This window comes from Streptomyces venezuelae (genome assembly GCF_008642375.1).
Classification (GTDB): Bacteria; Actinomycetota; Actinomycetes; order Streptomycetales; family Streptomycetaceae; genus Streptomyces; species Streptomyces venezuelae_G.
Genome location: NZ_CP029194.1, coordinates 6,293,871 through 6,306,956, shown reverse-complemented (window position 1 = coordinate 6,306,956; position 13,086 = coordinate 6,293,871). Strand labels below are relative to the sequence as shown.

Annotated in this window: 11 protein-coding genes; 8 read left to right on the top strand and 3 right to left on the bottom strand. The window is 72.5% G+C overall.

Annotation, left to right across the window (positions count from 1 at the left end):
• Window positions 1–12 precede the first annotated feature (12 nt).
• Window positions 13–924 carry a TIGR01777 family oxidoreductase gene (locus DEJ46_RS28860; protein ID WP_150270999.1) on the top strand — a complete coding sequence of 304 codons (912 nt, stop codon included), beginning with the start codon at window positions 13–15 and terminating at the stop codon, window positions 922–924.
• Between the two features lie 211 nt (window positions 925–1,135).
• Window positions 1,136–2,506 (top strand): NAD(P)/FAD-dependent oxidoreductase, encoded by a 1,371-nt coding sequence (locus tag DEJ46_RS28855; protein ID WP_150270997.1) that lies wholly within the window; start codon window positions 1,136–1,138, stop codon window positions 2,504–2,506.
• Between the two features lie 351 nt (window positions 2,507–2,857).
• On the opposite strand, the gene DEJ46_RS28845 is transcribed toward DEJ46_RS28855, so the two are convergent.
• Window positions 2,858–4,414, bottom strand: coding sequence for a regulator (locus tag DEJ46_RS28845; protein WP_150270995.1), 1,557 nt, complete (start codon window positions 4,412–4,414; stop codon window positions 2,858–2,860).
• Window positions 4,415–4,771: 357 nt separating this feature from the next.
• Between DEJ46_RS28845 and lipB the strand changes: the two genes are divergently transcribed.
• The 4 genes from lipB (at window position 4,772) to DEJ46_RS28825 (ending at window position 7,905) form a co-directional block, all read left to right on the top strand.
• Complete coding sequence (lipB, locus tag DEJ46_RS28840) at window positions 4,772–5,581, top strand: lipoyl(octanoyl) transferase LipB (RefSeq protein ID WP_150270993.1); 810 nt, start codon at window positions 4,772–4,774, stop codon at window positions 5,579–5,581.
• A gap of 146 nt (window positions 5,582–5,727) precedes the next feature.
• On the top strand, window positions 5,728–6,696 hold the full coding sequence (gene lipA, locus DEJ46_RS28835; RefSeq protein ID WP_150270992.1) for a lipoyl synthase: 969 nt from the start codon (window positions 5,728–5,730) through the stop codon (window positions 6,694–6,696).
• A 278-nt stretch (window positions 6,697–6,974) separates the two neighbouring features.
• Window positions 6,975–7,190, top strand: a complete 216-nt coding sequence (locus tag DEJ46_RS28830; RefSeq protein ID WP_055643959.1) for a hypothetical protein — start codon at window positions 6,975–6,977, stop codon at window positions 7,188–7,190.
• A gap of 10 nt (window positions 7,191–7,200) precedes the next feature.
• Window positions 7,201–7,905 carry a DUF4191 domain-containing protein gene (locus DEJ46_RS28825; RefSeq protein WP_150270990.1) on the top strand — a complete coding sequence of 235 codons (705 nt, stop codon included), beginning with the start codon at window positions 7,201–7,203 and terminating at the stop codon, window positions 7,903–7,905.
• Window positions 7,906–7,996: 91 nt separating this feature from the next.
• Here DEJ46_RS28825 and DEJ46_RS28820 read toward each other — a convergent pair whose 3' ends face one another.
• A complete protein-coding gene (locus DEJ46_RS28820) occupies window positions 7,997–8,464 on the bottom strand; it encodes an RDD family protein (protein ID WP_150270988.1) in 468 nt (155 codons plus the stop codon).
• A gap of 221 nt (window positions 8,465–8,685) precedes the next feature.
• Here DEJ46_RS28820 and glnA point away from each other — a divergent pair, with 221 nt between their 5' ends.
• Complete coding sequence (gene glnA / locus DEJ46_RS28815) at window positions 8,686–10,110, top strand: type I glutamate--ammonia ligase (protein WP_150270986.1); 1,425 nt, start codon at window positions 8,686–8,688, stop codon at window positions 10,108–10,110.
• A 73-nt stretch (window positions 10,111–10,183) separates the two neighbouring features.
• Here glnA and DEJ46_RS28810 read toward each other — a convergent pair whose 3' ends face one another.
• On the bottom strand, window positions 10,184–11,527 hold the full coding sequence (locus DEJ46_RS28810) for a thioester domain-containing protein (RefSeq protein WP_150270984.1): 1,344 nt from the start codon (window positions 11,525–11,527) through the stop codon (window positions 10,184–10,186).
• A 506-nt stretch (window positions 11,528–12,033) separates the two neighbouring features.
• On the opposite strand from DEJ46_RS28810, the gene DEJ46_RS28805 reads away from it, so the two are divergent.
• Window positions 12,034–13,008 carry a response regulator transcription factor gene (locus DEJ46_RS28805; RefSeq protein ID WP_150270983.1) on the top strand — a complete coding sequence of 325 codons (975 nt, stop codon included), beginning with the start codon at window positions 12,034–12,036 and terminating at the stop codon, window positions 13,006–13,008.
• Window positions 13,009–13,086 lie beyond the last annotated feature (78 nt).

Sequence of the window (13,086 nt, the reverse complement as noted above, 5' to 3'; positions counted from 1 at the left end):
CAGGATGGGCCCATGCAGCGTTCCGCCACCCGCAAGCGCGTCGCCGTCACCGGCGCGACCGGACTCATCGGCCGGGCCCTCGTCCGCTCCCTGCGCACCGACGGCCACGACGTCCTCCGCCTCGTCAGACGGCCCGCCGCGACCGCCGACGAGGTCGAGTGGGACCCGAAGCGGCTGTACGTGGACGCCGCCGGACTCGTCGGGGTGGACGCCGTCGTCCACCTGGCGGGCGCCGGCGTCGGCGAACGCCGCTGGACCGAGGCGTACAAGCGGGAGATCCGCGACAGCCGCGTCCTCGGCACCCGGGCGATCGCCGAGGCGCTGGCCTCGCTCGCGGAGCCGCCCGAGGTCCTGGTCTGCGGCACGGCGCTCGGCTACTACGGGGACACCGGAAGCCGCGCTGTCGACGAGAGCGCGCCCGCCGGGACGGGCTTCCTGCCCTCGGTGTGCGTCGAGTGGGAGGCCGCCGCCGCCCCCGCCGAGGAGGCCGGCATCCGCGTCGCCCACGCCCGCACCGGCCTGGTCGTGGCCGCCGAGGGCGGGGCCTGGGGACGGCTCTTCCCGGTCTTCCGCGCCGGGATCGGCGGACGGATGGGCGACGGCCGCCAGTACTGGTCCCACATCTCCCTCCACGACGAGGTGGCCGCCCTGCGCCACCTGGTCGACACCCCGTCCCTGTCGGGCCCGGTGAACCTGACCGCCCCCGAGCCGGTCACCAACCGGGAGGTGACGGCCGCGATGGGCCGGGTCCTGCGGCGGCCGACGCTGTGCACGGTGCCCGCGCCCGCGCTGAAGCTGGTGCTCGGGGACTTCGCCCAGGACGTGCTGGGCAGTCAGCGGGTGCTGCCGGCACGGTTGTTGGAGTCCGGCTTCGACTTCGCCTTCCCGACGATCGACGAGGCGATCAGGGCAGCGGCCCGCTGACCCCCCTCCTCCTCCCCTCCCCCTCCCCCTCCCCCGCGGCTCCCTGCGCTCCCCCGTGCTGCGTGCACCCCGCCGCGCGCGGGCCGACTTCCGCTGGCGCGCTCCCTAGGCTCGATGCCCATTGTTCGATACGACCGCGAACTCGGGCATTCCGGGGGCCTGTTGGGGGCATAAGGCCTCCCACCGGCGGCGCCGACCTGGGGAGGGGCACGTGCTCAGTACCGCAAGTACCGCACAGCGAACGGACGTCGGGGAAACCGTCGACGTCGTCATCGTGGGGGCCGGGATCGCGGGGCTCACGGCCGCCCGCCGGCTGACCGGAGCCGGCCTCTCCGTCGCCGTCCTGGAGGCGGAGCCGCAGGTGGGCGGCCGGATGACCACCGACTCCGTCGACGGCTTCCTGCTCGACCGGGTGGGCCCCCTGCTCACCCTGTCGCCCGAGGAGCTGCGGGCCGTACCGGGGCTCGACGGCCTCGCGCTGCGCCACTTCGCCCCAGGGGTGCTCGTGCACAGCGACGGCCGGTACGCGCGGTGGGGCGCCCCGCACCCGCGCCGGGCGGGTGGCGCGCACCGCGGCGGGGGGCACCGGAGCGTGGGGGGAGCGTTCAGCATGGCGCGCGCCCTCGCGAGCGCCCCCCGGCGGCCGGCGGCCTCGCTCGACCAGGCACGGCTCGGCGCGTCCCTGGTCCGGCTCGCCGCGACCCCGTCGCAGCGGCTGCTGGCCCGCCCCGAGCGGACCGCGCGCGAGGCGCTGACCGCCCGGCTGCCCGCCCGGACCGTGCAGGGCGTGCTGCGGCCGCTGCTCGCCGCGCTCCTCGGCGACCCGGACCTCGGCACATCGAGCCGCCGGGCCGACCTGGCCCTTCGCGCCTTCGCCCGGGGCCGGCTCGCCGTGCCGGAGGGCGGTGCGGCGGCCCTCCCGGAGCGGCTCGCCGCCGTGCTGCCGGCCGGCACGGTCCGTACCGGCGTCCGGGTCACGGAGGCGTCCGTCTCGCGGGTGACGACCGCCGAGCACGGGGTCCTCGGCTGCCGCGCGGTGCTGCTCGCGACGGGGGCGCGGACGGCGGCCGAGCTGCTGCCCGGCCTGCGGACGCCCGCCTTCCACGCGGTGACGCTCCTCCACCACACGGCGCCCGTGGCGCCCACCGGGGACCCGGCGCTGCTCCTGGAGTCCGACCCGGGCGGGCCGGTGGCCCACACGGCGGTGATGAGCGCGGTCGACCCGGTCCGCGCCCCGGAGGGCCGGGCCCTGATCACCTCGACGGTGCTCGGGGCGCCGCCGGACGACACGGAGCGCCGGGTCCGCAAGCACCTCGCCACGCTGTACGGCACGTCGACCGACGAGTGGGAGCTGCTGGCCCTGCACCACACCCGGGAGGCCCTACCGGCGATGCCGCCCCCGTACGACGCCCGCCGCCCGGTCCGGCTGCTCGCGGGCCTGTACGTCTGCGGCGACCACCGGGACGCGGGCACCCCCCAGGGCGCCCTCGCCTCGGGAACCCGCGCGGCCCGCGCCCTCCTCGTCGACCTCGGCTTCCGCCTCCCGAAGGAGGAGGAAGAGACGACGGAGGAGGCCGCGTAACACGCACACGGCCGCAGCCCCGGCCCGGGGCCGGGCGCAGCTCCGGACCCCGAGCTCGGGCGCAGATCCGGCCGGGCCTCGGGCTCAGCTCCGGGCCGGAGCCCGGCTCAGAGGCGGGGGCTCGAGCCTCCGGCCCGGGCTACGGCCCGGGATCCGGCCCGGACTCGGACCTGGGCTCGTGCACGGACACCCGCCGGTGCTCGGACTCCGACCCGGGCCTGTGCGCCCCGGCTCGGGTCCGGGCTCGGGCTCCGGCCCCGGTCCGGGCTCCGACCCGGCCCCGGTCCGGGCTCCAACCCCGGTCCCGGTCCCGACTCCGGCTCCGGCCCCAGCCCCGACCCCGGGTCCGGGTCAGCCGATGGCTGCTACTCGGTCGCGGTACGTGCGGGCCGCCGCGGCGTCGCGGTAGGGCTCCAGGCGGCGTTCGAAGTCACGGACGTACTCGACGGCGCGTGCCGAGCGCATCTCGGAGGCCTGCTGGGCGGCCTCCGCGCCCAGGGCGCATGCCTGGTCGAGTTCGCCGAGGGCGAGGCGCGAGGTGGCGAGGACGACCCGGCAGAAGAGCCGGCTGCGGGCGAAGCCGGGCGCGCGCAGCTGGAGGGCGCGCTCGGCGTGCTGGGCGGCGGGCCGGTACTGCTGGAGGTCGCGGTGGCAGTGCCCGAGCTCGTCGGCGAGCTGGGCCTCGTCGAACATCCTGGCCCAGTAGGGCACCTCGTCGCCCGGCCGGGCCGCTTCGAGGGCCCGCTCGGCCCGGACCAGGGAGGCGCCGCAGACCCGGGCCTCGCCGAGGACGGCGTGCCCGCGGGCCTCGATCGCGTGCAGCATCGCCTGGACGACGGGCGGCGCGGCGGGCCCGACGCCCTGCTGGGCGACCCTGGCGAGCTGCACGGCCTCCCGTCCGTGGCCGAGGTAGACGGCCTGGCAGCTCATGGTGAGGAGCACGTACGAGCCGTAGGCCCGGTCACCGGCGGCCTGAGCGAGACGCAGCGCCTGGACGAAGTAGCGCTGGGCGAGGCCGTGGGCGGCGATGTCGTACGAGGTCCAGCCTGCGAGCCGGGTGAGGTCGGCCGCGGCGGCGAAGAGTCGGCGGCCGACGGACTCGCCGTACGTGCCGCGCAGCATCGGCTCGGCCTCGTGCTCCAGGTAGCGGACGAGGGCCTGGCGCGCGTGCCCGCCGCCGTAGGCGTGGTCGAGGGTGCGGAAGAGCTCGCCGACGGAGCGGAGGGCGGCGACGTCGCCGCTGGAGACCCGCTGGCCCGGCCCACGGTCCGTCCCGCGCTGCCGGGGCACCGAGAAGCGGCCCTGCGCGGGGACGCGCGGGTCGTGCTGTGTCACCCGGGGGTCGTTCGGGACCCGGGGTTCGAGCGGGGAACGCGGTTCGAGCGGGGAACGCGGGTCGCCCGGCGCCCCGGCGGCGTGGGCGCGGGAGGAGGGCGGGCCGGGGGCGAGCTCGCCGCGGGCGACCCGCTCGTCGGCGCGGCCGATGAGCCAGTCCCGGCTGGGCACGACGAGCCCCGCCGGGGTGAAGGCGATCTTGCGGAGTTCGGCGTGGCTGCCGGAGTCCTTGCGCCAGAGCCCGCTGACGATGTCGACGGCCTCCTCGGGGGTCGCCGCGAACTCCAGGCCCGCGTAGACCGGCGCGCAGGCGTCGAGACCGAGGTCCTGCGCGGAGAGCCGGCGGCCGAGGCGCCGGGTGAAGACCTCGGCGATGAGGGCGGGGGTGGTGCCGCGCGGCTGCTGGCCGCGGAGCCAGCGGGTCACGGAGGTCTTGTCGTACCGCAGATCGAGGCCGTGCTCCAGACCGAGCTGGTCCACTCGTCTCGCGAGACCCGCATTGGAGAACCCGGCTTCGGCGATGAGCGCGGCGAGCTGGCGGTTCGGGATGCGCTGCGGTGGTCGTTCCGTCATCAGCTGTGCGGTCTCCTGCCTTCCGGGCCCAGGTGCAGCCCGTTCGGACCCTCATGGAACGGCGTGAATTTAGCGGTCCCCACGGCCCGTACCGCCACCTTCGCCCCACATTCATCCGATCGTGTGAGGATTGACGGCACCGCCGACGTAGCCGTCGCCGTCCAGCTGACGGAGGGGGCACCCCCGCACCGCCCGTAGGGACGCCCCGGCACCGCCCGGGCCGGCCGTCCCGGCACCCCCGTACAGGTGTGCGCGGTGTCGCCGTACAGTGGCATGGGCGCGAATGACGCATGGTGCCGATCCGGCCCGGGATGATCCCCGGTCCCCGGTTCCCGGCACCCAGGAGGAGGCATGGCCGTGAGTGAGCTGCGATTCGTCCGCCTTGGTTTCGGCGCGGAAGCCGTCGAGTACCAGGTGGCGTGGGACAAGCAGCGCGAGGTGCACGCCGCGCGGTTCGCCGACGAGACCCCCGACACCTGTCTGCTCGTGGAGCACCCGCCGGTCTACACGGCCGGCCGGCGCACGGCGGAGAGCGAGCGCCCGCTGGACGGGACGCCCGTCGTGGACGTCGACCGAGGCGGCAAGATCACCTGGCACGGCCCCGGCCAGCTCGTCGGCTACCCGATCATGAAGCTGCCCCGCCCGGTGGACGTCGTCGCACACGTCCGCCGTCTGGAGGAGGCGCTGATCCGGACGGCCGCCGAATTCGGTGTGGAGACGACCCGGATCGAGGGGCGCAGCGGCGTCTGGGTCCTCGGTGACCCGGTCGAGCAGCGGCCGTCGCTCGGCGGGCTCTCCCTCGACTTCGACCCCCGGCTCACCGACGAGGAGTTCGACCCCCGGCTGAACGGCCCCGAGTACGCGCCGTCCAACGCCGGCCAGCGCCGCGAGGACCGCAAGCTCGCCGCCATCGGCATCCGGGTCGCCAAGGGCGTCACCATGCACGGCTTCGCCCTCAACGTGAACCCGGACAACACCTGGTTCGACCGGATCATCCCCTGCGGGATCCGCGACGCGGGCGTCGCCTCGCTGGCGAACGAGCTGGGCCGGGACGTCACGATCGAGGAGGTGCTGCCGGTGGTGGAGCGCCATCTGCGGGAGGTCCTGGAGCAGGCGGAGCTGAAGCCGCGCGAGATCGAGCGTCCGGCGGAGCCGGCGTCCGTCTGAGGCACGGTCCGCTCGGGCAGGGCCTCCACACGGAGGCACGGCCTGAGGAATGCGGGGCTCTGGCCATGGGTTGGCCAGAGGTAAGGCATGGGAAGCAACGGGCGTACCCTGGTGTGCGCCGAAGAATCGAAGCTACAGGAGCCGATGTGTCCGCAGTCGCACCCGACGGACGCAAGATGCTGCGCCTGGAGGTCCGGAACGCCCAGACCCCCATCGAGCGCAAGCCCGAGTGGATCAAGACCCGCGCGAAGATGGGTCCCGAGTACACGAAGATGCAGGGCCTCGTGAAGAGCGAGGGCCTGCACACGGTCTGCCAGGAGGCGGGCTGTCCCAACATCTTCGAGTGCTGGGAGGACCGCGAGGCGACCTTCCTCATCGGCGGCGACCAGTGCACCCGGCGCTGCGACTTCTGCCAGATCGACACGGGCAAGCCCGAGGCGCTGGACCGTGACGAGCCGCGCCGCGTCGGCGAGTCGGTCGTCACGATGGACCTGAACTACGCCACGATCACCGGCGTCGCGCGCGACGACCTGGAGGACGGCGGCGCCTGGCTGTACGCGGAGACCGTGCGCCAGATCCACCAGCAGACGGCGGAGCGCGCCGACGGCCGTACGAAGGTCGAGCTGCTGGCCCCCGACTTCAACGCGGTGCCGGAGCTCCTGAAGGAGGTCTTCGACTCGCGCCCCGAGGTCTTCGCGCACAACGTCGAGACCGTCCCGCGGATCTTCAAGCGGATCCGTCCGGGCTTCCGCTACGAGCGCTCCCTCGACGTCATCACCCAGGCCCGTGACTACGGTCTGGTCACGAAGTCGAACCTGATCCTCGGCATGGGCGAGACCCGCGAGGAGGTCAGCGAGGCGCTCCGGCAGCTGCACGACGCGGGCTGCGAGCTCATCACGATCACGCAGTACCTGCGCCCCTCGGTCCGGCACCACCCCGTCGAGCGCTGGGTGAAGCCGCAGGAGTTCGTCGAGCTGAAGGACGAGGCCGACCAGATCGGTTTCTCCGGTGTGATGTCGGGCCCGCTGGTCCGGTCCTCGTACCGCGCGGGCCGTCTCTTCCAGCAGGCGATCGAGAAGCGCGGCGCGGTCGACAACGCCACCCAGGCGGTCTGACCGCCCCACGGGTTCACCGTGTGAATCCGAGCACAAGCAGTTACCGGTCAGTAATGGCCGGATCAGGCGCGGCCCGTACGCCCCCGCAGCTCAGCGGGGGCGTACGGGCCGCGTCGGCGTTCCCCCGGCGCCCCGACCGGCCGCATCAACGTTTCATCAGTGTTTGACCACCGGGTCACGCCCTGGTAACACCGATCTGTGAGCCTGGATTCACTCACCGCCACCACCCGCTCACACCCCCCGCCTCGTCTCATCCGCAATCGAGGGAGGACCCCGACATGCCGGCCGCATCGACGCACGTCCGCGTCACCGCGATCCCGTCCGTCACCGACGCCCTGAAGGCCGTGGAGGCCCTGCTGCTCGGCGCCGGGCAGCGCACCGCCCGGCGCAACGCCTGGACCTCCGTCCTGGAGGACCGCCGTCACGCCAAGGACCGGGTCGAGGCCCAGATTGTGATGGAGGCCGCGTCCGGCCACGCTTCCCGGGCCACGTAAACTTCAGGACATGGCGAGGAAGGCAAACACGGGCAGCGCTGACGCTGCGAACCAGGGGCGGCTCAAGCAGATCGCCCTCACGTACAAGATGACCCGGAAGGCCGACCCGAAGGTCGGACTTGTCGTCGCAGGCGTGGGCATCGTCGTACTCGGTGTCCTCCTCGCGATCGGCTTCCTCATCGGTCATCCGGTCTACCTGGGCATCCTGGGCTTCGTCCTGGCGCTCCTGGCGGCGGCCATCGTCTTCGGGCGGCGCGCCGAGCGCGCGGCCTTCGGGCAGATGGAGGGCCAGCCGGGCGCGGCGGCGGCGGTGCTGCAGAACGTCGGGCGCGGCTGGACGACGACCCCTGCGGTCGCGATGAACCGCAGCCAGGACGTCGTGCACCGCGCGGTCGGCCGGGCGGGCATCGTGCTGGTGGCGGAGGGCAACCCGAACCGGGTGAAGACTCTGCTGGCGGCCGAGAAGAAGCGGATGAGCCGCGTCGTGCTGGACGTGCCGGTGCACGACCTCATCGTCGGCGACGGCGAGGGCCAGGTGCAGCTGAAGAAGCTGCGCACGACCATGCTCAAGCTGCCCCGCGTGCTCACCGGCCCGCAGGTCACCGCGGCCAACGACCGGCTGCGGGCGATGGGCGACCTGATGAGCAACATGCCACTGCCGAAGGGCCCGATGCCCAAGGGCATGAAGATGCCGCGCGGCGGAAAGATGCGCTGAGCGGAACGACGCGCTGACGCGCCCGACCGAACACAGGAGAAGGGCCCCGGACCACACGGTCCGGGGCCCTTCTCGCTGTGCAGGGGGTCGGTCAGATGCGGACCTGGACCGCACCGGAGAGGCGGTCGTGGAGGCCGCGGCCGTCGCGGTCCCAGATCAGGGCCGGAATGGCGAGGCAGACGAGCACGGAGCGGACGACGACGCGCCAGAGGCTCAGCCGGCCGCCGTTCGCCGAGACGACCACCAGGCCGAAGAGGCGCTTGCCGGGCGTCGAGCCGATGGTGCCGACCGTCAGCACGCTCAGGACGAGCAGGAGGCCGAGCGCCCAGTTGCTGGTCGCCTGGCTGTAGCTGTCGGTGATCAAGCCGTATGCGATCAGAAGGCACAGGGCCCAGTCGACCGCGAGGGCGCCCAGCCGGCGGCCCGGGCGGGCGATCGAGCCGGGTCCCTCCTCGGGGAGTCCCAGCTGCTGACCCCGGTAACCGAAGTCCACGCCTGCTTGCTCCGCCGCGGCACGGGGGCCGGAGAGCCACGATCCGAGTGCTTGCCTGTTGTCCACCCGACCACGGTACTGCGCCCGTTTTCGATCACTTCCGTCCGGGTCGGCGTAGCCACGTCGCAGCGCGCCGCACACCCGCTCCGGTTAACTTCGACGAAACAAATGGGTCATGCTTGAGAAATCCCGTCTGCCTATGGTCGGGTCCAGCGTGTGCCACCGCACTGGCCGCACGACCGAGCTGCAACCCCGCCCCTCCCCGGGCCGGGAGTAGGAGGAGTTGGATGTCCGAGAAGCACGGGTTCCAGAACGCCGACGAGGTCAACAAGTTCATCAAGGACAACGACGTCAAGATGGTCGACGTCCGGTTCTGCGACCTTCCGGGCGTGATGCAGCACTTCACGATCCCGGCGACGGCCTTCGACCCGGCGGAGGAGCTCGCCTTCGACGGCTCGTCGATCCGCGGCTTCCAGGCGATCCACGAGTCCGACATGGCGCTCCGCGCCGACCTGTCGACCGCTCGCGTGGACCCCTTCCGCCGCGACAAGACGCTGAACATCAACTTCTTCATCCACGACCCGATCACGGGCGAGCAGTACAGCCGTGACCCGCGCAACATCGCGAAGAAGGCCGAGGCGTACCTCGCCTCCACCGGCATCGCCGACACCGCGTACTTCGGCCCCGAGGCGGAGTTCTACGTCTTCGACTCGGTGCGCTTCGAGACCTCGGCGAACCAGGGCTTCTACCACATCGACTCCGAGGCCGGCGCCTGGAACACCGGTGCGGAGGAGAACAACCGCGGCTACAAGGTCCGCTACAAGGGCGGCTACTTCCCGGCCCCGCCGGTCGACCACTTCGCCGACCTGCGCTCCGAGATCTCCCTGGAGCTGGAGAACGTCGGCCTTCAGGTCGAGCGCCAGCACCACGAGGTCGGCACCGCCGGCCAGGCCGAGATCAACTACAAGTTCAACACGCTGCTCGCCGCGGCCGACGACCTGATGCTCTTCAAGTACATCGTGAAGAACGTCGCCTGGCGCAACGGCAAGACCGCGACCTTCATGCCGAAGCCGATCTTCGGTGACAACGGCTCGGGCATGCACGTCCACCAGTCGCTGTGGGCCAACGGCGACCCGCTGTTCTACGACGAGACGGGCTACGCCGGCCTCTCGGACACCGCCCGCTACTACATCGGCGGCATCCTCAAGCACGCCCCGTCGCTGCTCGCCTTCACCAACCCGACGGTGAACTCGTACCACCGCCTGGTCCCGGGCTTCGAGGCCCCGGTCAACATGGTGTACTCGCAGCGCAACCGCTCCGCCGCCATGCGCATCCCGATCACGGGCTCGAACCCGAAGGCCAAGCGCGTCGAGTTCCGCGCGCCGGACCCGTCCTCGAACCCGTACCTCGCCTTCTCGGCGCTGCTCCTCGCGGGCCTCGACGGCGTGAAGAACAAGATCGAGCCGGCGGAGCCGATCGACAAGGACCTGTACGAGCTCGCTCCCGAGGAGCACGCGAACGTCCAGCAGGTCCCGACCAACCTGGAGGCCGTGCTCCACGCCCTCGAGGACGACAACGAGTACCTGCAGGCCGGTGGCGTCTTCACCTCCGACCTGATCGAGACCTGGATCGACTACAAGCGCACCCACGAGATCGCCCCGATCCAGCTGCGCCCGCACCCGCACGAGTTCGAGCTCTACTTCGACCTGTAAAGCTCACCTGAGCTGCGGAAACGCACGGAGCGGGCCCCGGTTCGGCATCACGCCGACCCGGGGCCCGCTCGTCTCAGTCCATGGTGCGGTATCGCCGTCGCCACCCGTGGATCAGGACCACGGCAGCGCCGATCACGACCAGCCCTCCTGCTGCCACCGCGGCGAACCCGACGGCACCGGAGCTGCCGGTGGAGGCGAGTCCCGAGCCCCCGGCACGGCCACCGGCGGAGGCGGGTTCCGGTTCCCCGGCGCCGCCCGAGTGCGTGACGCCCGGTGTGGGAGCCTGCCCCGTGGTCCCGCTCGGGTCCGGACTCGCCGAAGCGCCGGGAGAGCCCGGGTCGCTCGGAGCACTCGGGGTACTCGGGGTACTCGGGCTACTCGGGGCGCCCGGCTCGCTCGTGGCGCCCGGTGCGGTCGGGGAAACGGACTGACTCGGGGACGGGCTCGCCGAACCGCTCGGGTCGGCCGTGGGCGACGGCGGGGTGGTGGCGCCGGTCCAGCTCGCCTTCGCGTGCGTGGTGACCGGAACCCGGTCACCGGTCACCAGGGCCAGGGACTGGCTGTCCGCGCTGGCCAGCTTGTGGCCCACGGGGACCGGGACGAGGCCCTGCGCCGAGACGGTCGCGCTGCCCTGCCGCGCACCCGCCGGGACCTTCACGAACAGCGATTCACCGTCCAGGACGGCCTCGATCAGCTTGCCGCTGCCGTCCGAGAGCACGTTTCCCTCCCGGTCGGTCAGCGCCACGCCGGCCGCGACGGCCGCGGGGTCGAGGGAGGCCGTGGTCTTGTCGCCGGTGGTGCCGATCGTGATCGGACCGAGTGTCGCCCCCGCGGGCCCGGTCACCGTGCCGGGATCGAGGACCAGCGAGGGGGCCGGTTCCTCGGCGTCGGCGGCGTGGGCCACGAGGTAGTCGGCGAGATCGGCTCCCGCCGGGTCCCACGGGACCGCCTTGACGTGGTTGGTGAGGCGCCAGATGGCGGCCTGAGTCGCACCGGCAGCCGCCTTCTTGGAGAGCTTGCCGCCGATCAGCTTGCCGAGCACGGCCTCGGAGAACGTCGGGTACCCGTGCCGCAGAATCCAGTCGATCTTCGCTGCGTCCGGGTTGCCCTTCAGCGTGGGCACCTCGGACCGGCCGGCCTCTCGGTAGGCGGCGCCGTCCTTCAGTGCGGTGCCGGCATCGAGGCAGTACGCGAACAGGGTGGCGCCCTCACTGGTCGTCACCTTGATCAGGCCACCGGGCAGTCCGTCGTCCTCTCCCTCGGGTTCCAAAACGTGCGCGATGTAATCGTCCTCGACGATCTCGGCCTTCGTGACGACCAGAACCCCGTCGCCGGTACCTCCGGCACCTGCGTCCGCCGCAACCGCTGTCGCCGCCGCGCCGCTCACCAGCATGCCGCTCGCGAGCACGCCGATCACCGCAACGGTCGTACGTCTCCGCCTCACTGTCGCTCTTCTCCTGTGTGGGCTCCAGGGCTTCTTGGCCCCCTTGATCCGGTGCGACGGCCTCGGAGGCGTCACCACGGACCCGACACAAGCTATGAGCGGCCGGACCCGGTTCGGGGCCGGAAACCGGGGCACTACCTGCGGACCTCGACCGCAGCTTCCTGCAGGCCACACCCTCCCGTCCGTGGACCGGTCTATGACCCCATAGGTCCGCTCTATGGGTCGTCCTGCGGAGCAGGGAGCACCGCACCCGCGGCGATGCGGGGCCGGACGGTGACGAATTCCTCTGGCAGGCAGGCGCATTGGCATCCCGTCGACGTACGTCGCGTCGACGCGATCGGCTCCGGGCCCCCGGAGCCGCGGGGGCGGGTCCGGGGCATTGGTCCTGTCAGGAACGGTCTTAGGTCCCTTGGGAGATGCGCCGGACCTGCTGAAGGATCTCCACCCGGCAGGAAGACCGACAGGAAAATCGGGTGGACATGGACACGGTGGAAGGCAACACGCTCGCGCCCCTCGGAGTGAGCGCGGGCGAGGAGGCGGTCTACCGGGCGACCCTGCGTTCGCCGGGGATCGGAATCGCCGCGATCGCCCTCGAGTGCGGGATCGACCACCAAAGCGCCGGGGCCGCGCTCGGCAGACTCCGGGACCTCGGCATGGTGGCCACGGCCGACCAGCACACGTTCAGCGGTGCGGATCCGGCGTCCGTGGTCGACCGGCTGACGCGGATGCGGATCCATGGGCTGCAGGGCGAGATCCGGCGCGTCGCCTCGTCGCGCCACCTGGTGGACAGTCTGGTCGAGGACAGGCGAATCGGGAAGCGAGGGCAGGTCACCGAGCTGCAATACGTCGAAGGGCTGGACCAAGTGGTGGCCTGCGTGGACGAGTTGTCGTTCTTCGCCCGCGAGGAGCGACTGACCACGCACCCCGGGCCGATCCTCACCGCCGCCTTCGACGCGGTCAGGGGCTCCGACCTCAAGTGCCTGCGACGGGGCTTGCGGATGCGGACCCTCGTGCACACCGGTGCGCTCGGCTCCCCGGAGGTCGGCCGCTTCGTGTCGGAGCTGTCGGAGCAGGGCGCCCAGGTGCGGGGTACGGCCGGACCGCTCGAACGGATGGTGATCTTCGACCGGCGGACCGCCCTTGTGGCGACCGACCCGGCGGACATCACGCGGGGCGCTCTGGTCGTCCGCCAGCCCGGTTTGCTGACCCACCTGTTGTCCCTCTTCGAATCTCGCTGGTCACGGTCCTGCGGGGTCGTGGACGACCTGCCGAGCGACACCGAGCTCCGCATCCTCCGCACCATGGCGCGGGTAAGCAAGGACGAGGCGGGCGCACGTGAGCTCGGCATGTCCCTCCGGACCTACCGGGGCCACGTCGCCGCGCTCATGCGCCGCCTGGGCGCACCGAACCGCTTCAGGGCCGCGCTGGCGGCCCGGGAGCGCAACTGGCTCTGACGGCAGCCCTGTGCGCCTGCCGCGTTCGTGTCGGAAGTCATCGACCTGCTCCGCCGCCTCGATGTCCCCGCCCCGGCC